The sequence below is a fragment of the Bacillus sp. UMB0893 genome, assembly GCF_002858905.1.
GTDB lineage: Bacteria > Bacillota > Bacilli > Bacillales > Bacillaceae > Bacillus_P.
The window spans coordinates 1,056,140-1,077,070 of the sequence record NZ_PKLB01000001.1; the positions used below are offsets into that span (position 1 = coordinate 1,056,140).

At 37.6% G+C, this 20,931-nt stretch carries 30 protein-coding genes; 19 read left to right on the forward strand and 11 right to left on the reverse strand.

Translation table 11 applies throughout. From position 1 onward, the window contains the following. Positions 1-2 precede the first annotated feature (2 nt). The 5 genes from CYJ36_RS05355 (at position 3) to CYJ36_RS05375 (ending at position 4,011) form a co-directional block, all read left to right on the forward strand. A complete protein-coding gene (locus CYJ36_RS05355) occupies positions 3-653 on the forward strand; it encodes a YneB family resolvase-like protein (RefSeq protein WP_101565490.1) in 651 nt (216 codons plus the stop codon). Positions 654-716: 63 nt separating this feature from the next. After that, positions 717-947: a DUF896 domain-containing protein gene (locus CYJ36_RS05360; RefSeq protein WP_101565492.1), complete on the forward strand. Its 231-nt coding sequence runs from the start codon at positions 717-719 to the stop codon at positions 945-947. Positions 948-1,121: 174 nt separating this feature from the next. Next, complete coding sequence (gene tkt, locus CYJ36_RS05365; RefSeq protein ID WP_101565494.1) at positions 1,122-3,128, forward strand: transketolase; 2,007 nt, start codon at positions 1,122-1,124, stop codon at positions 3,126-3,128. Between the two features lie 132 nt (positions 3,129-3,260). Continuing rightward, complete coding sequence (sirA, locus tag CYJ36_RS05370; protein WP_101565496.1) at positions 3,261-3,707, forward strand: sporulation inhibitor of replication protein SirA; 447 nt, start codon at positions 3,261-3,263, stop codon at positions 3,705-3,707. 85 nt (positions 3,708-3,792) lie between these two features. Next, entirely contained in the window at positions 3,793-4,011 is a 219-nt protein-coding gene (locus tag CYJ36_RS05375) for a YneF family protein (RefSeq protein ID WP_029281123.1), read from the forward strand. 352 nt (positions 4,012-4,363) lie between these two features. On the opposite strand, the gene CYJ36_RS05380 is transcribed toward CYJ36_RS05375, so the two are convergent. Together CYJ36_RS05380 and CYJ36_RS05385 are read right to left on the reverse strand one after the other, a co-directional pair. Next, positions 4,364-4,462: a YjcZ family sporulation protein gene (locus CYJ36_RS05380; RefSeq protein WP_101565498.1), complete on the reverse strand. Its 99-nt coding sequence runs from the start codon at positions 4,460-4,462 to the stop codon at positions 4,364-4,366. A 618-nt stretch (positions 4,463-5,080) separates the two neighbouring features. Then, positions 5,081-5,260, reverse strand: coding sequence for an aspartyl-phosphate phosphatase Spo0E family protein (locus tag CYJ36_RS05385; RefSeq protein WP_101565500.1), 180 nt, complete (start codon positions 5,258-5,260; stop codon positions 5,081-5,083). Positions 5,261-5,529: 269 nt separating this feature from the next. Between CYJ36_RS05385 and CYJ36_RS05390 the strand changes: the two genes are divergently transcribed. The 3 genes from CYJ36_RS05390 (at position 5,530) to CYJ36_RS05400 (ending at position 7,295) form a co-directional block, all read left to right on the forward strand. Beyond that, positions 5,530-6,237, forward strand: a complete 708-nt coding sequence (locus tag CYJ36_RS05390) for a cytochrome c biogenesis protein CcdA (protein WP_101565502.1) — start codon at positions 5,530-5,532, stop codon at positions 6,235-6,237. A 115-nt stretch (positions 6,238-6,352) separates the two neighbouring features. Continuing rightward, positions 6,353-6,712 (forward strand): response regulator, encoded by a 360-nt coding sequence (locus CYJ36_RS05395; protein WP_101565504.1) that lies wholly within the window; start codon positions 6,353-6,355, stop codon positions 6,710-6,712. 100 nt (positions 6,713-6,812) lie between these two features. Then, positions 6,813-7,295 (forward strand): CcdC family protein, encoded by a 483-nt coding sequence (locus CYJ36_RS05400; protein ID WP_101565506.1) that lies wholly within the window; start codon positions 6,813-6,815, stop codon positions 7,293-7,295. A 186-nt stretch (positions 7,296-7,481) separates the two neighbouring features. Here the strand turns inward: CYJ36_RS05400 and CYJ36_RS05405 are convergent, their stop codons facing one another. The 3 genes from CYJ36_RS05405 to CYJ36_RS05415 form a co-directional block, all read right to left on the reverse strand. Continuing rightward, positions 7,482-7,907 (reverse strand): DUF2621 domain-containing protein, encoded by a 426-nt coding sequence (locus CYJ36_RS05405; protein WP_101565508.1) that lies wholly within the window; start codon positions 7,905-7,907, stop codon positions 7,482-7,484. A gap of 71 nt (positions 7,908-7,978) precedes the next feature. After that, on the reverse strand, positions 7,979-8,173 hold the full coding sequence (locus tag CYJ36_RS05410) for a hypothetical protein (RefSeq protein WP_101565510.1): 195 nt from the start codon (positions 8,171-8,173) through the stop codon (positions 7,979-7,981). A gap of 148 nt (positions 8,174-8,321) precedes the next feature. Continuing rightward, a complete protein-coding gene (locus tag CYJ36_RS05415) occupies positions 8,322-8,486 on the reverse strand; it encodes a DUF2639 domain-containing protein (RefSeq protein ID WP_101565707.1) in 165 nt (54 codons plus the stop codon). Positions 8,487-8,626: 140 nt separating this feature from the next. On the opposite strand from CYJ36_RS05415, the gene CYJ36_RS23555 reads away from it, so the two are divergent. Next, complete coding sequence (locus CYJ36_RS23555) at positions 8,627-8,779, forward strand: hypothetical protein (protein ID WP_180850080.1); 153 nt, start codon at positions 8,627-8,629, stop codon at positions 8,777-8,779. 256 nt (positions 8,780-9,035) lie between these two features. Here the strand turns inward: CYJ36_RS23555 and CYJ36_RS05420 are convergent, their stop codons facing one another. Both CYJ36_RS05420 and CYJ36_RS05425 read right to left on the reverse strand, forming a co-directional pair. Further along, positions 9,036-9,440: an Hsp20/alpha crystallin family protein gene (locus CYJ36_RS05420; RefSeq protein ID WP_180850082.1), complete on the reverse strand. Its 405-nt coding sequence runs from the start codon at positions 9,438-9,440 to the stop codon at positions 9,036-9,038. 258 nt (positions 9,441-9,698) lie between these two features. After that, a complete protein-coding gene (locus CYJ36_RS05425; RefSeq protein WP_101565513.1) occupies positions 9,699-9,845 on the reverse strand; it encodes a small acid-soluble spore protein P in 147 nt (48 codons plus the stop codon). 133 nt (positions 9,846-9,978) lie between these two features. On the opposite strand from CYJ36_RS05425, the gene CYJ36_RS05430 reads away from it, so the two are divergent. After that, a complete protein-coding gene (locus tag CYJ36_RS05430) occupies positions 9,979-10,242 on the forward strand; it encodes a hypothetical protein (RefSeq protein ID WP_101565515.1) in 264 nt (87 codons plus the stop codon). Positions 10,243-10,270: 28 nt separating this feature from the next. Here CYJ36_RS05430 and sspO read toward each other — a convergent pair whose 3' ends face one another. Continuing rightward, entirely contained in the window at positions 10,271-10,420 is a 150-nt protein-coding gene (sspO, locus tag CYJ36_RS05435) for a small acid-soluble spore protein O (RefSeq protein ID WP_101565517.1), read from the reverse strand. Positions 10,421-10,662: 242 nt separating this feature from the next. On the opposite strand from sspO, the gene acnA reads away from it, so the two are divergent. The 7 genes from acnA to CYJ36_RS05470 all read left to right on the forward strand — a co-directional run bounded on the left by acnA (position 10,663) and on the right by CYJ36_RS05470 (position 15,688). After that, positions 10,663-13,389 carry an aconitate hydratase AcnA gene (gene acnA / locus CYJ36_RS05440; RefSeq protein WP_101565519.1) on the forward strand — a complete coding sequence of 909 codons (2,727 nt, stop codon included), beginning with the start codon at positions 10,663-10,665 and terminating at the stop codon, positions 13,387-13,389. A 163-nt stretch (positions 13,390-13,552) separates the two neighbouring features. After that, positions 13,553-14,059, forward strand: coding sequence for a redoxin domain-containing protein (locus CYJ36_RS05445; protein ID WP_101565522.1), 507 nt, complete (start codon positions 13,553-13,555; stop codon positions 14,057-14,059). 115 nt (positions 14,060-14,174) lie between these two features. Then, a complete protein-coding gene (locus tag CYJ36_RS05450; RefSeq protein WP_101565524.1) occupies positions 14,175-14,306 on the forward strand; it encodes an FbpB family small basic protein in 132 nt (43 codons plus the stop codon). A gap of 67 nt (positions 14,307-14,373) precedes the next feature. Next, on the forward strand, positions 14,374-14,517 hold the full coding sequence (locus CYJ36_RS05455; RefSeq protein ID WP_101565526.1) for an acid-soluble spore protein N: 144 nt from the start codon (positions 14,374-14,376) through the stop codon (positions 14,515-14,517). Between the two features lie 83 nt (positions 14,518-14,600). After that, entirely contained in the window at positions 14,601-14,834 is a 234-nt protein-coding gene (gene tlp / locus CYJ36_RS05460) for a small acid-soluble spore protein Tlp (protein WP_374702772.1), read from the forward strand. A 125-nt stretch (positions 14,835-14,959) separates the two neighbouring features. Further along, on the forward strand, positions 14,960-15,376 hold the full coding sequence (locus CYJ36_RS05465) for an acyl-CoA thioesterase (protein ID WP_101565528.1): 417 nt from the start codon (positions 14,960-14,962) through the stop codon (positions 15,374-15,376). Between the two features lie 9 nt (positions 15,377-15,385). Beyond that, positions 15,386-15,688 carry a hypothetical protein gene (locus tag CYJ36_RS05470; protein WP_101565530.1) on the forward strand — a complete coding sequence of 101 codons (303 nt, stop codon included), beginning with the start codon at positions 15,386-15,388 and terminating at the stop codon, positions 15,686-15,688. 14 nt (positions 15,689-15,702) lie between these two features. Here CYJ36_RS05470 and CYJ36_RS05475 read toward each other — a convergent pair whose 3' ends face one another. From CYJ36_RS05475 to plsY, 3 genes are all read right to left on the reverse strand, one after another. After that, a complete protein-coding gene (locus CYJ36_RS05475; RefSeq protein ID WP_101565532.1) occupies positions 15,703-16,002 on the reverse strand; it encodes a HesB/YadR/YfhF family protein in 300 nt (99 codons plus the stop codon). A 69-nt stretch (positions 16,003-16,071) separates the two neighbouring features. Beyond that, on the reverse strand, positions 16,072-17,178 hold the full coding sequence (locus CYJ36_RS05480) for a CapA family protein (RefSeq protein WP_101565534.1): 1,107 nt from the start codon (positions 17,176-17,178) through the stop codon (positions 16,072-16,074). Between the two features lie 182 nt (positions 17,179-17,360). Further along, on the reverse strand, positions 17,361-17,945 hold the full coding sequence (gene plsY / locus CYJ36_RS05485) for a glycerol-3-phosphate 1-O-acyltransferase PlsY (protein ID WP_224768290.1): 585 nt from the start codon (positions 17,943-17,945) through the stop codon (positions 17,361-17,363). 116 nt (positions 17,946-18,061) lie between these two features. Between plsY and CYJ36_RS05490 the strand changes: the two genes are divergently transcribed. Continuing rightward, the gene (locus CYJ36_RS05490) at positions 18,062-18,475 is read left to right on the forward strand and encodes a CoA-binding protein (RefSeq protein ID WP_374702773.1); all 414 of its coding nucleotides are present in this window, start codon (positions 18,062-18,064) and stop codon (positions 18,473-18,475) included. A gap of 485 nt (positions 18,476-18,960) precedes the next feature. Then, the gene (gene parE / locus CYJ36_RS05495) at positions 18,961-20,928 is read left to right on the forward strand and encodes a DNA topoisomerase IV subunit B (RefSeq protein ID WP_101565536.1); all 1,968 of its coding nucleotides are present in this window, start codon (positions 18,961-18,963) and stop codon (positions 20,926-20,928) included. Positions 20,929-20,931: the final 3 nt, after the last annotated feature.

Consider the following 20,931-nt stretch of genomic DNA (forward strand, 5'->3'; position numbering starts at 1 on the left):
AACTGAACGCTATCATCTATTGCAGAGTCAGCACCACGAAAGAAGAACAAGAGTCTTCTCTGCATAGGCAGAAGGAAGAACTTATGATGCTTGCCGAACAGCACCAAATGACTATTGTAAAAGTGATTGAAGAGCAGGCAAGCGGATATGACATTGAAAGAGATGGAATTTTTGAACTTTTTGATTTCATAAAAGAACGATCAGCAGATGCAATCTTAATTCAGGACGAAACTAGGTTAGGAAGAGGAAATGCAAGAATTGCACTTATTCATTTCTTTCAAAAAGAAGGAATCACTCTTTATTCAGTGACGCACAATGGTAAGCTATTACTATCTGAAGCTGATTCAATGGTCTTGGAAATCGTAAGTATTGTTGAGGAATATCAGCGAAAGATTCATAATCTAAAAATCAAACGGGGCATGAAGCGAGCTGTACAAAACGGGTATAAGCCAGAAAAAAACCTTTCTAATATTCATTTGAGCCCCGGTAAAGACAGAAAAGAACTGCCAATTGATGAAATTGTCCGATTAAAACAAAATAAGCTCACATTTGCTGAAATTGCAGCCACTTTAAGAGGGTTTGGACATGATGTCTCAAAAGCAACTGTTCATCGGAGATACCAGGAATACATGAAACAAACTACAATCCAATAAGTTGTTTTTTACAATCATTTTTAGTACGATAGCATAGTGAATCTATTCAAAGGAGTTACCAGCATGCTTTCAAAAGATAAAATGGCAAGAATTAACGAACTTTCTAAAAAGGCTAAGACAACAGCCCTTACAGATAAAGAATTGCAGGAACAGCAAAATCTTAGACAAGAATATCTGCAAACATTCAGAGGTTCTATGAAAAATACGTTAAAAGGCGTTACTATTCTAGATCCAAATGGGAAAGATGTAACACCACAAAAATTAAAAGATGAAAAGAAAAGAAACCTACATTAATAAAAGGAATACGTCAATTTGTGATGTATTCCTTTTCAATTTGCGCATAATACATTAGAATAGTTTCTTACACATCTAAACTTCTTGTAAAATTTCATGCGAAATGGTTGTATGATATAGTGTGTATCGCTATGATAAGAAAGTAGAATGTTATTTCTGAAAGGATGGTCAATCATGTCACACTCAATTCAAGACTTATCAATTGCAACGATCAGAACATTATCAATCGATGCAATCGAGAAAGCAAATTCAGGACATCCTGGAATGCCAATGGGGGCAGCTCCAATGGCTTACACTTTGTGGACGCAATTTATGAATCATAACCCGAAAAGCCCGGAATGGTTTAATCGTGACCGTTTTGTACTGTCTGCAGGCCACGGTTCAATGCTATTATATAGCCTTCTTCATTTATCAGGGTATGATCTTTCAATGGAAGATATCAAATCTTTCAGACAGTGGGGCAGCAAAACGCCGGGGCACCCTGAGTTCCACCATACAGCTGGTGTAGATGCAACAACTGGACCATTAGGCCAAGGAATTGGAATGGCTGTTGGTATGGCGATGGCAGAGCGTCACTTAGCACATACATATAATAAAGAATCTTATCCTGTAGTTGACCACTTTACATTTGCAATTTGCGGAGATGGCGACTTAATGGAAGGTGTTTCTTCAGAAGCTGCATCTCTTGCAGGTCACTTGCAGCTTGGAAAACTAGTTGTTTTATATGACTCCAACGATATTTCATTAGATGGTGATTTAGACCGTTCTTTCTCTGAAAATGTTGAAAATCGCTTTAAATCAATCGGATGGCAAGTGATTCGTGTAGAAGATGGCAATAACATAGAAGAAATTTCCAATGCTATTAAAGAAGCGAAGCAAGACGTTACAAGACCAACATTAATTGAAGTAAAAACAACTATAGGCTATGGTTCTCCGAATATGTCAGGTAAATCAGATGTTCATGGCAAGCCTCTTGGATTTGATGAAATCAAGCTTACAAAGGAAGCATATGCTTGGACATTCGAGGAAGATTTTTATGTTCCTGACGAAGTATATGCTCATTTCAAAGAATCAGCTGAAGTTTCAGGATCTAAGAAAGAGCAAGAATGGAACGAGCTTATGGCAAGCTATGAGAAACAATATCCTGAGCTTGCTAAACAATTGCAAGCAGGGATTAAAGGCGAATTACTAGAAAACTGGGATCAATCAGTACCAGTATATGAAGAAGGTAAAGCACTTGCATCACGAGCTTCATCTGGTGAAGTATTAAATGCAATTGCGAAGGAGATTCCTTATCTTTTTGGAGGATCTGCTGATTTAGCAGGATCAAATAATACTTCAATTAAAGGTGCTTCAGACTTTACAGCACAGGATTACAGCGGACGTAATATTTGGTTCGGCGTTCGTGAATTCGCTATGGGAACTGCATTGAATGGAATGGCGCTTCATGGCGGATTGCGTGTGTTTGGAGGAACTTTCTTTGTATTCTCTGATTACTTGCGTCCAGCGATTCGGTTAGCTGCATTAATGGGACTTCCTGTAACATATGTATTTACACATGACAGCATAGCTGTTGGTGAAGATGGACCAACTCATGAGCCGATTGAGCAGCTTCCTTCACTTCGCGCGATGCCTAATTTATCGGTCATTCGTCCTGCTGACGGAAACGAAACTGCAGCTGCATGGAGACTTGCGTTAGAGTCTGAAACGTCTCCGACTGCACTTGTTTTGACAAGACAAAACTTAAAAACAATTGCAGGTACTTCTGAGACAGCATATGATGGTGTTTCCAAAGGAGCTTATACAATCTCTGCAAGCAGAAAAGAAACAGCTGATGCTTTGCTGTTAGCTACAGGATCTGAAGTAGGACTGGCTGTGGAAGCTCAGGAAGCACTGCTTAAAGAAGGTATTGATGTGGCTGTTGTCAGCATGCCATCTTGGAACAGATTTGAAAGCCAAACAAAAGAATACCGTGAATCTGTTCTTCCTAAATCAGTTAAGAAGCGTCTTGCCATTGAAATGGCTGCACCGCTTGGCTGGGAACGTTACACAGGTGATGAAGGCGATGTTCTTGCTATTAATCAGTTTGGTGCATCTGCTCCTGGTGACAAGATTATGAAAGAATACGGCTTTACTGTTGAAAATGTTATGGCAAGAGTCAAAGCATTGTTAGAAAAATAATCAATCCAGAGAGGACGAATATTCGTTCTCTCTTTTTCGACAAAAAAAGTGTTATCTTCCTCCTTTATTTAGACAAATTTTTAGTGTCTCCTTCTATTATAATGGCGATAACAGTTATCAAGGGGTGGAAGTATGAGGCACTATTATGTCTATTTAATAGAAGAAGAATTTGCAAATCACTTTTTCGGCCGAGAAGCAAAGCTATTCCATCTTTTTCAGGAATACTTTCGGACAAGCCCTGAGCAAAAAGAATTTTATCATTTATATAAGCAAATTAACTATATTACTAAGGAGATTCCTGCTCAACCAATAGAGAATATCCTTAAAACAAATCTGGTTAACCGTTACAATTATGTCCGTGATGAGTCGAGCCATAAAATTGACAGCGAGACAAAGCAGGGGAACGCTCTTCTTCATGTTCGAGATCAGTATATAGAGGTCACTTCTGTAGGTAGCTTTGATATGGAAGCTATCTTTTTTGAAATTTTGAGGAAGATTGATTCATGTTTTTTAGCAATGGATTTCGAGTCAAAAAGGTACGGATGGCTAAAACCGATAAAAGAAAGAAAATTTGTCTAAAAAGGCAGAAATTATGGAGTAAATGTTGTATAATATCCTATGGTTTAGTACACTGTAAAATAGACAACATGAAGGAGGAAATACAATGGATCTGTGGGTAGTCATTCTAGTAGGCGTTCTGGCATTACTTGCTGGAGTAGCACTAGGATTTTTCATTGCTCGCCAATATATGATGAGTTACTTGAAGAAAAATCCGCCAATTAATGAGCAAATGTTAAAAATGATGATGATGCAAATGGGAATGAAACCTTCTCAAAAGAAAATTAACCAAATGATGAAAATGATGAACAATCAAGCAAAATAAAAATTCCTTGAATACGGGTTTTTTAAAGGGTTTTAGGTAAATAATTTAAGCATTTTGTTTTTTTGCATAAACCCTCTGACTTAATCCTTCATCATAAATACTTAAAAAATGCTTAATCTTTCTTTTTACCAATTCAAAACCGCTTTTTCTGTTGAAAATTAACAGGAAGGCGGTTTTTTTATTGAAATTTGGTTTGAATCATTGCTTTGCCAAGGATTCATAGAGAGACCGATGATAAGTAAGTGCCAGGGAAGAGAGAGGTAAGATCGATTTAGGTTTAAATAAAACAAAAAAAGATCAGGCACAAGCCTGACCAAAAATTAAGCGGTTGGTATTGAATGAGTTTTGTCTATTAGTATCTTCCCAAAAAAGATGCTCCAACAATAATTAAAAGAACGAATAAAACAACAATCAATGCAAAATTGTTGTCTCTTCTTCCATAGTCGCTCATATTTTATTCCCTCCTTTGTGTAGGACTACTATATCTTATGAGGAAAGGATTAGATTAGATTAGACAAATTTCACACATTTATTAATAAATGTTAATTAATACGACAACATACTTAAGTAGTTAACTAATGCCAGATGACATAGACGAATTCTAAAAAAGTATATGTGTTCTTCTTAAGATGTTAAAGTATTTGATCAAGGATAAAAAATAAGGGACATTATTATTATGCATAAGGCCATGAAGTAATAAAGGAAGGAGATAGGCGGATTGCTTATGAGCTTTCCGAAATAAGTGCACAAATGATCACTGAATTCCGATATGCCGTAATCGAGGGGGATATGGAGTTTTATCTTTCAATATAAAAAGCACGCATGCAGCGTACTTTTTTATTTAGGCTGTTTTGCATTGATTGTTGTTTTTTGGTTATAAATTTCGCCAGTGTATTTCCGCTGCAGGCACTTGCTTTCCGCAGGGAGGAATGGGAGCCTCCTCGGCTATGCCTGTGGGGTCTCCCATTCCCCTCTATTTCCCGCAGGAGTCAAGTGCCTTCCGCTACAATCCACTAAAGGTTTTAACCATTTCTATAAAAGCAACAAATTTTACGAAAAGAGCCTTTATTTATGAATAGCTCACTTTTTTTAATGTAGTATAGCTGTATCGGTTGTATTCATTTAGCAAGTGATCGAGTTCTTGACTGTATTGAATGGACACGTTTGAATTGATTCCATTCTTTATTGCTATATCGATCATTTCCGCACGTTTTTTTTCTATAAGCTTCAATAGTTCTTGTTTAGACACGAAAACTTGTCCTTTCTTTATGTAAGTTCATAACGATCTTTTTGCTATTAATTTCTATTATATCCTAATTTGGAAAATAATTCGAAGGGAAAATAAGGATTTTTATTTATGATATATAGCCATTATATAGGTATCCGATCTGTGAAGAAATCTCTTTTGCATAGTTGTTAGGGAATTGACATAAAAATGTCACATAGTGAAACATATGATTTTCAAAGTGTTTTTGCTAGAATATAGTGTGACTTATTATAGAGAGGAGGAGCTGAAAGATGACGGATGTGAATCTCTTTTTAGCTTTTGGAGCTGGTTTCTTATCTTTTATCTCACCTTGCTGTTTGCCATTATATCCTGCATTTTTATCATACATAACAGGTGTATCGGTCGGTGAAATAAAAACGGAAAATGCAATGCTTCAAAGAAGAAGCTTCCTGCATACTTTGTTTTTTTTACTTGGATTCTCCATTATTTTTATTGCACTCGGTTTTGGCGGATCATTTATCGGACAATTCTTTTTTGATTATAAAGATTTAATCAGGCAAATCGGTGCCATTCTTATCATTTTTTTCGGTCTAGTAATTGTAGGGGTATTCCAGCCGGAATTTTTAATGAAAGAACGCAGATTTGAATTAAAGAACAGACCATCAGGATATTTAGGTTCTGTGCTGATTGGACTTGCATTTGCTGCTGGATGGACCCCGTGTACTGGACCTATTTTAACAGCAGTTTTCGCCTTAACTTTAAGCAATCCTGGTTCTGCAATGGTTTATATGCTTGCTTATGTGCTTGGTTTTGCCATACCATTTCTAATTCTTGCTTTTTTTATTGGAAGACTTGGATGGATTCGAAAGCACAATTTGAAGATTATGAAGGTTGGCGGATGGCTGATGATCATTATCGGGATTATGCTCTTTTTTAATTGGATGACACAGATTATTATTGTATTCAGCCGATTATTTGGAGGATTTACAGGATTTTAGACCTAACTAAATAAAATTTTTGAGTCAATATTACTATCTTTTGTTCTTTTTTTTGATATAATATCTCATAGAGCAGTAGATTTTGCTTTCGGTGGAATTGTGGGGAGGAACTTACATGGCTAAAGTACTGATTGTGGATGATGCAAAGTTTATGAGATTGACATTATCTAAAATACTGACAAACAGTGGACATGAGATAATTGGCGAGGCTGAAAACGGAGCAGAGGCGATTACCCTTTTTCGAACACTGCAGCCGGACCTGGTTACGATGGATATTACTATGCCGGAAATGAACGGAATCGAAGCACTGAAAGAAATAAAAAAAGAATTCCCCCAATCAAAAATCATTATGTGCTCAGCAATGGGACAGCAAAAAATGGTTGTTGAAGCAATAGAAGCCGGGGCAAAGGACTTTATCGTTAAGCCATTTGACGAAACAAGAGTAAGTGATGCAATTAACCGTGTTTTAGGCTAAAATGCATATAACGAAAAGCCATCCAGATTATTATGTGATGGTTTTTATTTATTCTATAAGATGTATTATAATAGAAGTAACTCCGTGTAAAGGATTGATCATGTTGGTCATTTATTCAACGATAATTGCTGTAATTATGGCTATAGCTGTCATGATGATACGCATGAAAGCTTCAAAAAAACCTGCAAGTGCAAAAAAAATTATCCTGCCTCCGATTTTTATGAGTACTGGTGCACTGATGTTTTTGCATCCAATGTTTCGAGTTACTCCACTGGAGTTTTTGGAAGCGATCACACTCGGATGTATTTTTTCTATCTTTCTTATTAAAACCTCAACCTTTGAAGTGAAAGATGAAAAAATTTATTTAAAACGATCTAAAGCATTTGCTTTTATTTTGATAGGGCTTCTAGTATTAAGAATTGCATTGAAATTCTACTTAAGCAACTCGATCGATGTAGGCGAACTCAGCGGTATGTTTTGGATTCTCGCATTCGGAATGATAGTTCCTTGGCGAATTGCCATGTATGTTTCTTATCGAAAACTTGAAAATCAATTGAACCCTCCTAATATTCAAGCAACCTAAAAAACCATCGAAAGTCTCCGATGGTTTTTTTTGAAAAGATAAGAAAGTATAAAATTTTGCGCATTGGTGTTTAGTTCCAACGCCCAACTCCTAGGCCAGAACAAATCCGTCAAAAAAGTCAAAACAGGACTTTTCTGCCGGATTCTTTTCTGTCATGCCTGCGCTAAACGGGCTCTTGCGCTTTTATTAAAACAATGCTCGATATGGTGAGTGGTCGATTTTTTTTTCTTTGAGACGTTTCAATAAAAATTTATGATCCCGTTTTGGTGTTGCTACGATATATCCGCGAATCACCAAATCCTGAGAAATTTGTTTTGCCTTTTCTTCTAATGCAAGCTGTCCAATTTTCCCTGCAATTTTTGCCCTGGCAACATCTCTGAATAGTTCAGGAACGGGCTCGACAAGATCTTCTAGAAGTGCCTTTTGTTTCGTATCCCAAAGATGTCTCGTTTGCTGTATGTAGTAAGCTTCCCAATCAAGGTCTGACTTTCCATCTTCTTTCGGTAAACGCTTTAAAAATTTTCGAAACATAAAAAAACCGCCAATGCCAAGCATACCTGCCAAGAAGACGACCCAGAATAAAATAAACCATAAAAACCAGCCATCTAACATTAAAATAACCTCCGGTCCATACTGCAATCTGATATTATTATACACGACCGAATAGAGGTTGGAAAGCTAGGTCAATCTGAATGAACCTGTTTTGCTAATTCCATGAGTGACTTTTTGATCGCTTTGCGTTTGCTCCGATCTTTTCCCATTGATAGATGCCCTCCAAGCTCAGCGTGAGCAGTATATGAAGAGCGTTTATATGATAAATCAATGCGAATCGTTCCAGATTTTGTAGGGAGATAAAGGATTTCATAAAGCAGAGTCATAAACGATCCTCCTTGCTGACATTTTCATATTACGTCTATTATATGATTAAAATTTACTATAAAAAAGAATTTTTTTCCTTATTAATGTTATTTTTTTGTAATTATCTAAAATATAGTGATTCTAAATACCTACAAATAATAAAACTTCCTAATTTAAGGAAGTTTTATTATCTTCTGCTGTTAAATTTTCATATAGATTTCGCAGAACAAACGTTTTGTAGAGCTTAAGTTTTTTTCTTTCAATTGGGTGTCTTGTCAATCCCGTTTCTCTTAGCTTATTGACATACCATCCTTTTGAACCATAATAAGCCATACGAAACCCCTTTTTATCTATTTTAAAAAAAATATGTGAATCTGGAGAAAAAAAGAACGAAGAAGGTTGTTCATCATTATAAAAAAATGAAACTTTCATCTCTTTCATTCATATAGTGATATATAATGGGAGGCATGAAAATGGAAAAGTACTATTGTGTGAATTGTATGCTGCTTTTAAATAATAATGATGTTTGCAAACGATGCGGAAATCATGATATTAATAAAATAGAAATTAATGTTCAAACCCAAAAGCTTAAAATCCAAGATTTTAAAAATAAGCCCGACTCTTAAAACGACATCCTAAAATGGTGTCGTTTTCATTTTTCCTTCTTCTTAAGCTGCCGCATCCTGAACGGATTTATTTTTTTCCACGGCTCCTGCAAGAGTGGAATTTTCCGTAGTTAACGACACCAACCGAAATTTCGCTGATCACGAGATTTTTAATTAATACACCCATATTTCTCTTTACTTATATATAAATGAGAAGGACTTGTCTAAACATAGACCTTTAAATAGAAAAATAAAAAAGCAAGAATAAAACCTTGCTTTAATTTGTATATTGAACAGGGATATGGCATCCTTTTCGAACGCAGCTTCCGTCTTTAGCTATTTTAACTTCCAGGATATCATTTGAAAAAAAAGCCTCTATTACTTTTTTTTCAAGGGTAAAGGGTAGAAGAATCGTTCGTTCCAGCTGATCTTTTTCATCATTCTCAGACAGTGTGGCAAGGACTTTAATAATTAACGATTCTTGATTGATCTCAATTCGTATTTGCTCTGGGTTCATATCTGTAAATTCTGCCTCAACAATGTAATCCTCACTTGTTTCGAATAAATCAACGCGAAAAGAATGGTAGTCAATCAGTGCTGAGAATGGATCTGTGAAGAATTGATTCATCCACTCTTCAATACAGCTAAGATCAGAAGGCTTTGAACGTTTTTTTTTGTCCATCTCAGGTTGACCTCCAAAAACCATGCTACTTAAATCTTATTCAATTCATAAACAATGTGTGAAAGGAATTAAACAAGCTTTGAAGAGAAAAAACAATTAATTTTTCCAGTGTTTTTTAAAGCGGGTTTTTTCGAGTATAAGTAAGCAGAAGAGGGTAAGATGATTCGCTTAAGATATTTTATTAATTGACATGAACGTTCATGCATAGGCAAAAAAATAAAAATGAACGGCTGCAGATTGCAGAGCCGTTCAAAAAGCTTACATATCGTGATGTGAATTGTGTTTTTCACGAGAATGGTTACGGTTTTTAACCTTTTTTGACCCATCTAAAGGTTCAGGCTGCCCGGGATTATTTCCCTTTGGAGCATTTTTGTGCATATCTTTGCTTGAATTTTTGTTCGTCATTTTTTTCACCTTCCTTGCTAGTTAGGATAAAACATTTAAGGAGGTATCATTCAAAATTCAGCCTGTATAATATGTCCATATATTCACCACACTAAGGTTCAGGCAGGTCAGCACCAGTAAAGGAGGGAAACAAATGCCTTATCATAAAAACAAGCAGCAGGCGTTTCAGGCAGCACAGCAAGGAGCTGCACAGGCAGAAAATGTTTTTCAGCAGCTAGAGAAAGATGGATCAGACTATGGGATTCAGCTAAGCCATTTAAAAGAAGAAGTGAATGAAGCATATGAACAAATTAACAATGCATTAGAGGTTGCTTCTGAAACACAGCGTGAAACACTTGAACAGTATCGAAGAGATCTTGCACGGATTGTTGATGAAGTGAATATTGAGGAACAGTAAAAACGACGGGAAATCCGTCGTTTTTTGTTTACTGATTTTTTTTGCGCTTTTTATTATTCTGTTTCTGTGCTGCAGTAAGAGGCTCATTCGAGTATTCCTCATTATAGCCAGCACCTTTTCCTTGTGCAGAAGCCGCGTTCATACCTTCCATTACGTGGTTTGCTTTGCGTTTTGCCATACTTCTCACCCCCATGGCCATAGTGTTTGTTTGTCAGGGGAAAAAGATGTGTCCGGTTACAATTCAATATATTAAAAAAGTACTGAAGTTTATAACTATAAGCATGGCTTATGATGTTTGATAACAGCATTGTTATTTACTTATGTTAAAACATGTATTAAGATGAAAATGTGCGAATAATTTGGTGGGAGAGACCGAGATTTCGACACACGTCGATTTTGATTTAAAAGGGGAGAAAACATATGACGAAACAGCAGCAATTATCACATCACGATGTTTTCCAAGCGCGTAAAAGTTTTACTGTAGGCGGAAAAACATACAACTACTATTCATTAAAAGCATTAGAAGATGCAGGAGTTGGCAATGTTTCTAAATTGCCGTACTCAATCAAAGTTTTACTTGAGTCTGTTTTAAGACAAGTAGATGGAAGAGTTATTACAAAAGAACATGTTGAAAATCTCGCTCGCTGGGGCACGGCAGAGCAAAAAGAGCTCGACGTTCCATTTAAGCCATCACGTGTCATTCTTCAGGATTTTACTGGTGTACCTGCAGTTGTGGACCTAGCTTCTTTAAGAAAAGCTATGGCAGACATTGGCGGAAACCCGGATGTTATCAATCCTGAGATTACAGTTGATCTAGTTATTGACCATTCTGTACAGGTTGACAAAGCGGGAACAATGGATTCCCTGCAATTTAACATGGAGCTTGAATTCGAACGTAACGCTGAGCGCTACAAATTCTTAAGCTGGGCAAAGAAAGCGTTTAATAACTACCGTGCTGTTCCTCCTGCGACAGGCATCGTTCACCAAGTAAACTTAGAGTACTTGGCTAATGTTGTCCATGCAGTTGAGGGCGAAGATGGTACTTTTGAAACATATCCTGATTCACTTGTAGGTACGGATTCACATACTACAATGATCAACGGAATCGGTGTTCTAGGATGGGGTGTAGGCGGTATTGAAGCTGAAGCTGGAATGCTTGGACAGCCATCTTATTTCCCAGTTCCTGAAGTAATCGGAGTAAAATTAACAGGTCAAATGCCAAATGGCACAACAGCAACGGATTTAGCTTTAAAAGTAACACAAGTTCTTCGTCAAAAAGGCGTTGTAGGAAAATTCGTTGAATTTTTTGGACCTGGTGTATCAAAGCTTCCTCTTGCGGACCGTGCAACAATTGCAAATATGGCACCAGAATACGGTGCAACTTGCGGATTCTTCCCTGTAGACGATGAAGCATTGCAATACATGACATTGACTGGACGCGATCAAGAGCTGGTAAATGTAGTAGAAGCATACTGCAAAGAAAATGGACTATTCTTCTCACCAGATGTAGAGCCAGACTATACATCTGTTGTTGAAATCGATCTTGCAGAAATTGAAGCAAATCTTTCTGGACCAAAACGTCCTCAAGATTTAATCCCTCTATCTGCTATGCAAAAATCTTTTCAAACTGCACTTGCTGCTCCAAGCGGCAACCAAGGCTTCGGTTTGGAAGCATCAGAAGCTAATAAAGAAATTAAAGTAACAATGGCGAATGGCGAAGAAACAAAAATGAAGACTGGTGCGATCGCAATTGCTGCTATCACAAGCTGTACAAACACATCTAACCCATATGTTTTGGTTGGAGCTGGTTTAGTCGCTAAAAAAGCAATTGAAAAAGGCATGAAAGTACCTGCTTATGTAAAAACTTCTTTGGCTCCAGGCTCAAAAGTTGTTACTGGCTATCTTGAAAATTCAGGCTTGCTGCCATATATGAATCAATTAGGTTTCAACGTTGTAGGGTATGGATGTACAACTTGTATCGGCAACTCTGGTCCTTTGGCTGATGAGATTGAAAAAGCAGTAGCTGAAAACGACCTGCTTGTTACATCAGTACTTTCTGGTAACCGTAACTTCGAAGGAAGAATTCATCCGCTTGTAAAAGGTAACTATCTTGCTTCACCACCGCTCGTTGTCGCATACGCTTTAGCGGGAACAGTAAATATCGACTTAAAGAATGAATCTTTAGGTAAAGACAAAGATGGAAATGATGTCTTCTTTAACGACATCTGGCCATCAATGGATGAAATAAATGAAATTGTAAAACAAACGGTAACACCAGAACTATTCCGCCAAGAATATGGCAGAGTATTTGATGATAATGAGCGCTGGAATGCGATTCAAACAACAGATGAGGCTTTGTATCAGTGGGATGAAGATTCTACTTATATTCAAAACCCTCCATTCTTTGAAAACTTAAATCCAGAGCCAGGTCTTGTTGAGCCGCTTACGAATTTACGAGTAGTTGCAAAATTCGGGGATTCTGTAACAACGGATCATATCTCGCCAGCTGGTTCAATCGGAAAAGATACACCTGCCGGACGCTATCTGCAGGAAAAAGGCGTAAGCCCTAGAGAGTTTAATTCTTACGGATCACGCCGAGGAAATCATGAAGTTATGATGCGCGGTACATTTGCTAATATCCGCATCAAAAACCAAGTAGCACCAGGAACAGAAGGCGGCTATACAACATACTGGCCAACTGGTGAAGTAACTTCTATCTATGATGCTTGCATGAAGTACAAACAAGATGGAACAGGTCTTGTTGTGCTTGCAGGGAAAGATTATGGTATGGGAAGCTCACGTGACTGGGCAGCAAAAGGTACAAACCTTTTAGGCATCAAAACAGTAATCGCTGAAAGCTTCGAGCGTATTCACAGAAGCAATCTTGTCTTTATGGGAGTTCTTCCACTACAGTTTAAACAAGGTGAAAGTGCTGAAGTACTTGGCTTAACTGGTAAAGAAACAATCGAAGTTTTGATTGATGAATCTGTTAAACCTCGTGACCATGTAAAAGTGAGAGCAACTGATGAAGAAGGAAATGAAAAAGAGTTTGAAGTGCTTGTGCGTTTTGACAGTGACGTTGAAGTTGACTACTACCGTCATGGCGGCATCCTTCAAATGGTATTACGCGAAAAAATTAAAGGCTAACAAGTGAAAAGGACGGAATTTCCGTCCTTTTTTTAATGTATTTTATTGTTCTTTTGAAATAAAGATGATTTAATGAAATGGTACACATACATATAGGTTGTCCTAATTAATCAGGAAGTACATATAATTGGTGTAGTAGCGTGTGGGACAAGGGGGACTTGATTTGAAAAGGATACTTGCAATTGGGCTGCTGGTGTTTTTGGCTGGCTATGCTATTTGGTTCGCCGTCTTGCCAAAAGAACCAAAAGAAGGGCTCGAAATCGGCAATAAGCCGCCTGAGTTTAATTTAGAAATGCTAAACGGTGAACAAGTTACACTTGAAGATGTAAAAGGCAAAAAAGTGATGATCAATTTTTGGGCAACATGGTGTCCTCCGTGTGAAGCAGAAATGCCTGAAATGGAAAAACTTCAGAAAGAACAAGGTGATCGTGTCATTGTTTTAGCTGTAAATATGACAAATGCGGAGAAAAGCATAAAAGATGTAGAATCATTTATATCTAAACGAAATTTGACTTTTCCTGTAGCCTTGGATAAAGATGGAAGGGTCAGTGTTCAATATGAAGTCTATTCGTATCCGACCACTTATTTTCTAGATGAAGAAGGTAATATATTAAACATTTCACGTGGAGCCATGACAAAAGAAACAATGGAAAAAATGCTGGAATTATAAGTTTGATTAGACTGTACATCTTAATGGAACAGTCTTTTTTTATTTTTTCAAAAAACTTGTACTATTTTTTCTATTTAATGGAAAAGCTGTGTTTAATACATATGGAGGTGCACGAATGAGAAAAATAAAAAAACTTACATTTGAAGAATTGGTGCAGGAAAATAAAAGAGAATTGTTAAAAGATGAAGAAGCAATAAACAGACTTGAAGAGAGAGTGGAGCAGCGTCTGCTGAATAAGCTGAGCTAAATCCAACACTTGGTTATCATGACCTGAGCCCTTCATGGAAAAGATAAATGTGAGGAGGCGAAGAATCATGACAAACTCTAACGATAAACAAAGCCACTTTACTCCCAATCATATCGGTACTAAATCAAGAGGCTTTGGGGGAAATAAAGGCAAAAAAATGCAGAATAAAACAAATGAACATCCACAGGTCATGCAAACAAAAGGCGAGTAGTATAAAAAACATAATAATATTATGTTAACTAATTGTTTATACAAGTGTTTTTTGATTAAATAATGGTAAGGATGTGTTCTCTCATGGGTTATAAAACAAATCCAGATGATCGTTCAGATAATGTAGAAAAGCTTCAGGACATGGTTCAGAACACAATTGCAAACATTGAAAAAGCACAAGAAACCGCAGAATTTGCAAGTGGAGAAGAACGTGAAAGAATTGAAGCTAAAAATCACCGCCGTGAGGAAAGTATTGAAGCATTTCGTGCTGAGATCAGCGATGAAGCGGCTGCTCGTGAAAATGGTTATAAATCATAAAAATCCAATCAGAGATGGCCTCTATAGGTCATCTCTTTTGTTTTGTGCCAAATTCAGTGGGTATGGTATGATAATATTTATTCGTTGTCCTATTTTTGGATGCTGCATAAGGAGAGGGAAGATTCATGCTTGTTTCAAAAAAAGAGATTGAGGTAAGGTACGCAGAAACAGATCAAATGGGTGTTGTATACCACGCAAATTATTTAATTTGGATGGAAGTCGGGAGAACACAGCTTATAAAAGATCTCGGTTTTTCATATGCCGATATGGAAAAAGAAGGAATTATCTCACCGGTTGTTGATTTGCAGGTACAGTATAAAAAACCGATGAAATATGGTGAAAGAGTAACTGTACATACTTGGATCGAAGAATATAACGGATTTAAAGTAGCTTATGGCTATGAAATGTACAAAGATGATGGAGAATTGGCACTTCAGGCTGTATCGAATCATGTATGTGTTAAAAAAGAGAATTTTAAGCCAATACAAATTCGAAAAAAGTATCCGGAATGGCATGAGGCATATGAAAAAGCAAAAAAGTAGGGGTAATGAATGGCATTTGGAATTAAACGTAAGGAACTTGTGGCCTGGAAAACAAAAGTAGCCGCCGGTGAACTTGCTTTTTTAACTCATTATTGGATAGATCCGCGGTTTTCGAAATCACATGCTGTTACAAAAGCGGGCTGCTCAGATATTAAAAAACTAATTGCCTGGGGAGAAATCTACGGCTTAAAAAAAGAGTGGATTCATCAGGACAAGCATTATCCGCATTTTGACCTGATGGGGGACGTTCAAATTAAGGTTTTAACAGCTCATAACCTGACGGATCAGATTGAACGCTTCCGTTTACAATAAAAACCCGCAGATCATTAATCTGCGGGTTTTTTATAATCAAAAGCGGGCTCGCCTTTTTCTTTATCAAAATCAATAACTAGATCGTTTTGATCGAAATACCAGATATCACTTTCTTCAATAAAAAAGGTAATGCCATCTCTTTCTGTTTTTGCACCAATTTGTTCAGGCTGATCTTTTACAACACCTAGGGAAAAACCTTTTTGAATTGTGCTATTTCCTCCATACCTGACGAAAAAACGAAAGGAATCTCCGCTTACAATATTCATCTCCTGCTGATACCACTTTACAGCCTCATCGCTAATATGTATGTTCATCTGAGTATCACTCCTTCCCTCATACGATACCACGAAAAGACAAAACAAAAACAGAAAAGAGCAAATTTCCTACTTAAGATATTGAAACATGTGCTCATATATCGCTTTATTTCTTTCACTATCTACATTTTCAAGCTCTTTTACACGGTAGTTCGTTTGATTGACAACAATCGTCGGAATAAAACCAGGCTCAGACAATTCAATCTTCTTTGTTCCATTTTTTAGCTCTTTCGTCATTTTAATGGAGAATATTCCGCCAATATCTTTATAATCACCAACTTGACCTGATAAGAAGTTACCCAAAGAATAGACAACAAACGTTTTACTCCCGTTTTGACCTTCCAGCCATTCCATCGGCTGAAGAACATGAGGGTGATGGCCAATGACTAAATGGACGCCTTGATCAGCCAGAAACTGGGCTAACTCCTGCTGTTCTTCATTTGGAAGCCGAATATACTCAACCCCCCAATGCATGCTTACAATAACTACGTCTGACAGCTTTTTCATTTCTTCAATTTCTTTTTTCATTTTATCTTTATCAATTAAATTAACGAGATAAGGTTTCCCTTCTGGTACAGGAATGCCATTTGTTCCGTATGTATAAGCAAGAAAACCTAATTTTACCCCATTTTTATTTATGACACGTGGAGTATTTGCATCTTGCTGATTGCGATAGCCGCCTACATAAGGAAGACCAATTTCATCATACCGGTCGGTTGCATTTAATATTGCCTTCTCACCGCGATCCAGTGTATGATTGTTGGCAATGCCGGCGATATCGACACCTGCATCCTGAAAAGCATCTACAACTTCAAAAGGGCTGTTAAATGATGGATAAGTAGATAGTCCGATTTCTGTTCCGCCAATCATCGTTTCCTGATTGGCGAACGTGATATCTGCCTTTCCAATTAAAGGTTTAACATCTTGTATCATTGGTTTAAAATTATAGGAACCGCTTCCTGTCTTTGCCTGATTGTAGACCCTGCCGTGAATGAGGATATCTCCAAGTGCAGATAGCGTAACCTCTGATTTAAATGATTTAGAAGTATGACCCATATTCAATCCTGAATGCGCTTTCGATGGGTACGTCTTTTCCGCATTGGGTATTACAAAAATAAAAAGTGATATTACGATTAAAGCGAGTATAGCAATTACTGTGATTATCCATTTTTTCATCTGCCTATTCTCCTGTTAAGATCTTTTTTACTATCATAAACGATACATTGTAAAAAAGAAATCATGTTCAAAAAACCAATTAAGATCCAGATGGAACAGGTGCTAACTGTCTGCTATATAGCCATTGTCTTTCATTATAAAATTTTTTTGCGAAAATGAAAAAAGCCGCCAGCAAGGCAGCTTTATATCCATTTAACTTTAGGCTCTGTTTTGTCCTTTATGCGTTTAATGTTTGCCCGATGACGGTATATAACAAATAAGGTCAAGATGCTGACTACTAAAATCAGAATCGGATCTCCATTGAAGATGCTGAATATGATAGCATAGATGCCTGTGAGCATAGAAGACAGCGATACGTATTTTGTGATGTATAATATGAGAAAGAATACAGCTAGCATTGTGACGAACAATATTGGTGTAAAGAACAGCAGAATGCCTCCTGATGTTGCAACTGCTTTACCGCCCTTAAAATTAGCAAACAGAGGGTACGTATGGCCGATGACAGCAAAAAGTCCAATAAGCAGCGGATGCACGCTTTCTACTCCAAATAGGAAAGGGAGAGATGCAGCAAGTGTTCCTTTCAGAATATCAGCAATTGTTACAATCAAGCCAGCTTTTACACCAAGTGTCCGAAATGTGTTCGTTCCCCCAAGGTTCCCGCTGCCGTGCTCACGAATGTCAATACCATATCCAACCTTCCCTACAATTAAGCCAGAAGGAATGGAACCGAGTAAATAAGCTAAAATAATAATGATTGCAATCATCAATGGATACGCTCTCCTTTAATCTTAAAATGAATAATCTTATTTTATCATGTAACTAGCACTTAAGACTACGTCATAAGAAAGAAACGGAAAAAAATCATCTAAAAGGAGTTTTTTATATGAGTATATCAATCCCTTCAAGAGAAGAAATCGGCAGCATTTTAAAAAAGAGCAAACGCATTGCCGTTGTAGGTTTATCTGATCAGCCAGACCGGACATCTTACATGGTGAGCAAAGCCATGCAGGATGCGGGATATGAAATTATCCCTGTAAATCCAACAATTAAGGAAGCATTAGGAGTTAAAGCTGTCGGCTCATTGAAAGAAATAGATGGACACATAGATATCGTGAACGTATTTCGCCGCTCAGAACAATTGCTTCCGGTTGCAGAAGAATTTTTAGAAATTGATGCTGATGTTTTTTGGGCACAGCTTGGACTTGTGAATGAAGAAGCTTATCAGCTGCTGAAAGAAAAAGGCTACACCGTCATCATGGATCGCTGCATAAAAGTAGAACATGCGTTAACGAAATAAAAATCGCAGGGTATGATCCCTGTGATTTTTCTTATACATCAAATCATTCCCTTCCTGTTTTAGTTTCCTCCAGCTGCTGCCGATGCACATGCCCCAAAACAGTTCAGAAGCTTTGGCCTTTGCTATCGTATCCTTTAGCAGGAAAAAATAATAATTGCTCCTTTTGTATGATTATATCCATTTGAAATCACATAATGACAATGCTGAATTGAGTATAAACTTCAACATTTTTCCAAAATATTTTTCATTTTAGCTGACTTCTGCTAATATTTAGTTTGCGAAATTATTTGTAACCGATAAAATATAGCTTGGGTATTGATTTTTATACGCTACTTTTTCTAAACAATGGTAAAATTAATAAAGAGTAAAGGTGCAGGACTTGTCACGTTGCCAGAATGTAAGATACGATATAGAAACATACGTTCTTTGATACGCAGCAAATCTCTGACGTGACATTTGTTTTTTTTGAAAGGAGCTTAAATCGTTTGGGTAAGCAGCAACAGTTTGATTACAATGATGATGCGATTCAAGTATTAGAAGGTTTGGAAGCAGTGCGGAAAAGACCGGGTATGTATATCGGAAGCACTGATTCAAGAGGTTTGCATCACCTCGTTTATGAAATCGTTGATAATTCCGTTGATGAAGCATTAGGCGGATTTGGAGATCACATAATCGTTAAAATACATAAAGACAACAGTATATCTGTACAAGATAAAGGACGCGGCATGCCAACAGGAATGCACAAGCTTGGCAAACCGACAGCTGAAGTCATTATGACCGTTCTTCATGCAGGCGGGAAGTTCGGACAAGGCGGCTATAAGACTAGCGGAGGACTGCATGGCGTCGGTGCATCAGTAGTAAACGCACTGTCTGAATGGGTGATCGTAACCATTCATCGTGATGGATTTATATATGAACAGCGTTTTGAAAATGGCGGTAAACCTGCAACGACTCTTGAAAATATCGGGAAGACAAACAAAACGGGAACAATTATCCATTTTAAACCAGATCCGCTTATTTTCAGCAACACAACTTATAACGCTGAGACACTAAGCGAGCGTTTGCGTGAATCAGCATTTCTTTTAAAAGGGCTGAAAATCGAGTTGATTGATGATCGAAATCAGACGAAAGAAATCTATCATTATGAAACAGGAATTGAAGCGTTTGTTTCCTATTTAAATGAAGAGAAGGACTCCCTGCATACGGTAGTGTCCTTTGAAGGAATTCAAAACAGCATAGAGGTGGAATTTGCCTTTCAATTTAACGACGGATATTCCGAGAACATTCTCTCGTTTGTAAATAACGTTCGCACAAAAGATGGCGGTACTCATGAAGCGGGTTCTAAAACAGCTATGACACGTGCATTTAACGAATACGCTAGAAAAGTGGGTATTTTGAAAGAAAAAGATAAAAACCTTGATGGTTCAGATATTCGTGAAGGCCTTTCTGCCATTATTTCTGTCAGGATTCCTGAAGAGCTCCTTCAATTCGAAGGTCAGACAAAGGGAAAGCTTGGCACGAGTGAAGCAAGATCGGCTGTAGATTCTGTCGTATCGGAAAATCTTGCCTACTTTTTAGAAGAAAACCCTGAGACGAGCACATTGCTTGTCAGAAAAGCCATTAAAGCATTTCAGGCTCGTGAAGCAGCTAGAAAGGCCAGGGAAGAAGCAAGAAGCGGGAAGAAGAGAAAGCGTTCAGAAGCGACACTTAGCGGAAAGCTCACTCCCGCACAGTCAAGGAATCCTCAAAGAAATGAAATCTACCTGGTTGAGGGTGATTCAGCAGGCGGTTCAGCTAAACAAGGACGCGATCGCCGTTTTCAGGCTGTGCTCCCACTAAGGGGTAAAGTTATCAATACTGAAAAAGCCAAGCTTGCAGATATCTTTAAAAATGAAGAGATTAATACAATAATTCATGCGATCGGTGCAGGCGTCGGAGCAGACTTTAACGTAGAAGACTGCAATTACGATAAAGTCATCATCATGACAGATGCAGATACAGATGGTGCACACATTCAAGTTCTGATTTTGACTTTCTTTTATCGTTATATGAAGCCGCTGATTGAAGCTGGCAAAGTATTTATTGCACTGCCGCCATTGTATAAAGTAAGCAAAGGCACCGGAAAAAAAGCAGTTGTGGAATACGCGTGGTCTGATGAAGAACTTCAAGACGTTCTGAAAAAAGTGGGAAAAGGCTACATGATTCAGCGCTATAAAGGCCTTGGAGAAATGAATGCAGATCAGCTATGGGAAACGACTATGGACCCTGAGACAAGAACGTTAATCCGTGTCCGCATTGATGATGCAGCCCGTGCTGAGAGACGTGTGACTACCTTAATGGGGGACAAAGTTGAACCAAGGCGTAAATGGATTGAGAGCAACGTTGCCTTTGGCTTAGATGAAGAAACCAACATCTTAGAAAACGAGAACTTGTCCGTCGCAGAGGAGGAATAATAA

Coding starts and splice junctions, on each gene's coding strand:
- CYJ36_RS05360 (WP_101565492.1), top strand. CDS start 717: ATGCTTTCAAAAGATAAAATGGCAAGAATTAACGAACTTTCTAAAAAG.
- tkt (WP_101565494.1), top strand. CDS start 1,122: ATGTCACACTCAATTCAAGACTTATCAATTGCAACGATCAGAACATTA.
- sirA (WP_101565496.1), top strand. CDS start 3,261: ATGAGGCACTATTATGTCTATTTAATAGAAGAAGAATTTGCAAATCAC.
- CYJ36_RS05375 (WP_029281123.1), top strand. CDS start 3,793: ATGGATCTGTGGGTAGTCATTCTAGTAGGCGTTCTGGCATTACTTGCT.
- CYJ36_RS05380 (WP_101565498.1), bottom strand. CDS start 4,462: ATGAGCGACTATGGAAGAAGAGACAACAATTTTGCATTGATTGTTGTT.
- CYJ36_RS05390 (WP_101565502.1), top strand. CDS start 5,530: ATGACGGATGTGAATCTCTTTTTAGCTTTTGGAGCTGGTTTCTTATCT.
- CYJ36_RS05395 (WP_101565504.1), top strand. CDS start 6,353: ATGGCTAAAGTACTGATTGTGGATGATGCAAAGTTTATGAGATTGACA.
- CYJ36_RS05400 (WP_101565506.1), top strand. CDS start 6,813: ATGTTGGTCATTTATTCAACGATAATTGCTGTAATTATGGCTATAGCT.
- CYJ36_RS05405 (WP_101565508.1), bottom strand. CDS start 7,907: ATGTTAGATGGCTGGTTTTTATGGTTTATTTTATTCTGGGTCGTCTTC.
- CYJ36_RS05410 (WP_101565510.1), bottom strand. CDS start 8,173: ATGACTCTGCTTTATGAAATCCTTTATCTCCCTACAAAATCTGGAACG.
- CYJ36_RS05415 (WP_101565707.1), bottom strand. CDS start 8,486: ATGGCTTATTATGGTTCAAAAGGATGGTATGTCAATAAGCTAAGAGAA.
- CYJ36_RS23555 (WP_180850080.1), top strand. CDS start 8,627: ATGGAAAAGTACTATTGTGTGAATTGTATGCTGCTTTTAAATAATAAT.
- CYJ36_RS05420 (WP_180850082.1), bottom strand. CDS start 9,440: ATGGACAAAAAAAAACGTTCAAAGCCTTCTGATCTTAGCTGTATTGAA.
- CYJ36_RS05425 (WP_101565513.1), bottom strand. CDS start 9,845: ATGACGAACAAAAATTCAAGCAAAGATATGCACAAAAATGCTCCAAAG.
- CYJ36_RS05430 (WP_101565515.1), top strand. CDS start 9,979: ATGCCTTATCATAAAAACAAGCAGCAGGCGTTTCAGGCAGCACAGCAA.
- sspO (WP_101565517.1), bottom strand. CDS start 10,420: ATGGCAAAACGCAAAGCAAACCACGTAATGGAAGGTATGAACGCGGCT.
- acnA (WP_101565519.1), top strand. CDS start 10,663: ATGACGAAACAGCAGCAATTATCACATCACGATGTTTTCCAAGCGCGT.
- CYJ36_RS05450 (WP_101565524.1), top strand. CDS start 14,175: ATGAGAAAAATAAAAAAACTTACATTTGAAGAATTGGTGCAGGAAAAT.
- CYJ36_RS05455 (WP_101565526.1), top strand. CDS start 14,374: ATGACAAACTCTAACGATAAACAAAGCCACTTTACTCCCAATCATATC.
- tlp (WP_374702772.1), top strand. CDS start 14,601: ATGGGTTATAAAACAAATCCAGATGATCGTTCAGATAATGTAGAAAAG.
- CYJ36_RS05465 (WP_101565528.1), top strand. CDS start 14,960: ATGCTTGTTTCAAAAAAAGAGATTGAGGTAAGGTACGCAGAAACAGAT.
- CYJ36_RS05470 (WP_101565530.1), top strand. CDS start 15,386: ATGGCATTTGGAATTAAACGTAAGGAACTTGTGGCCTGGAAAACAAAA.
- CYJ36_RS05475 (WP_101565532.1), bottom strand. CDS start 16,002: ATGAACATACATATTAGCGATGAGGCTGTAAAGTGGTATCAGCAGGAG.
- CYJ36_RS05480 (WP_101565534.1), bottom strand. CDS start 17,178: ATGAAAAAATGGATAATCACAGTAATTGCTATACTCGCTTTAATCGTA.
- CYJ36_RS05490 (WP_374702773.1), top strand. CDS start 18,062: ATGAGTATATCAATCCCTTCAAGAGAAGAAATCGGCAGCATTTTAAAA.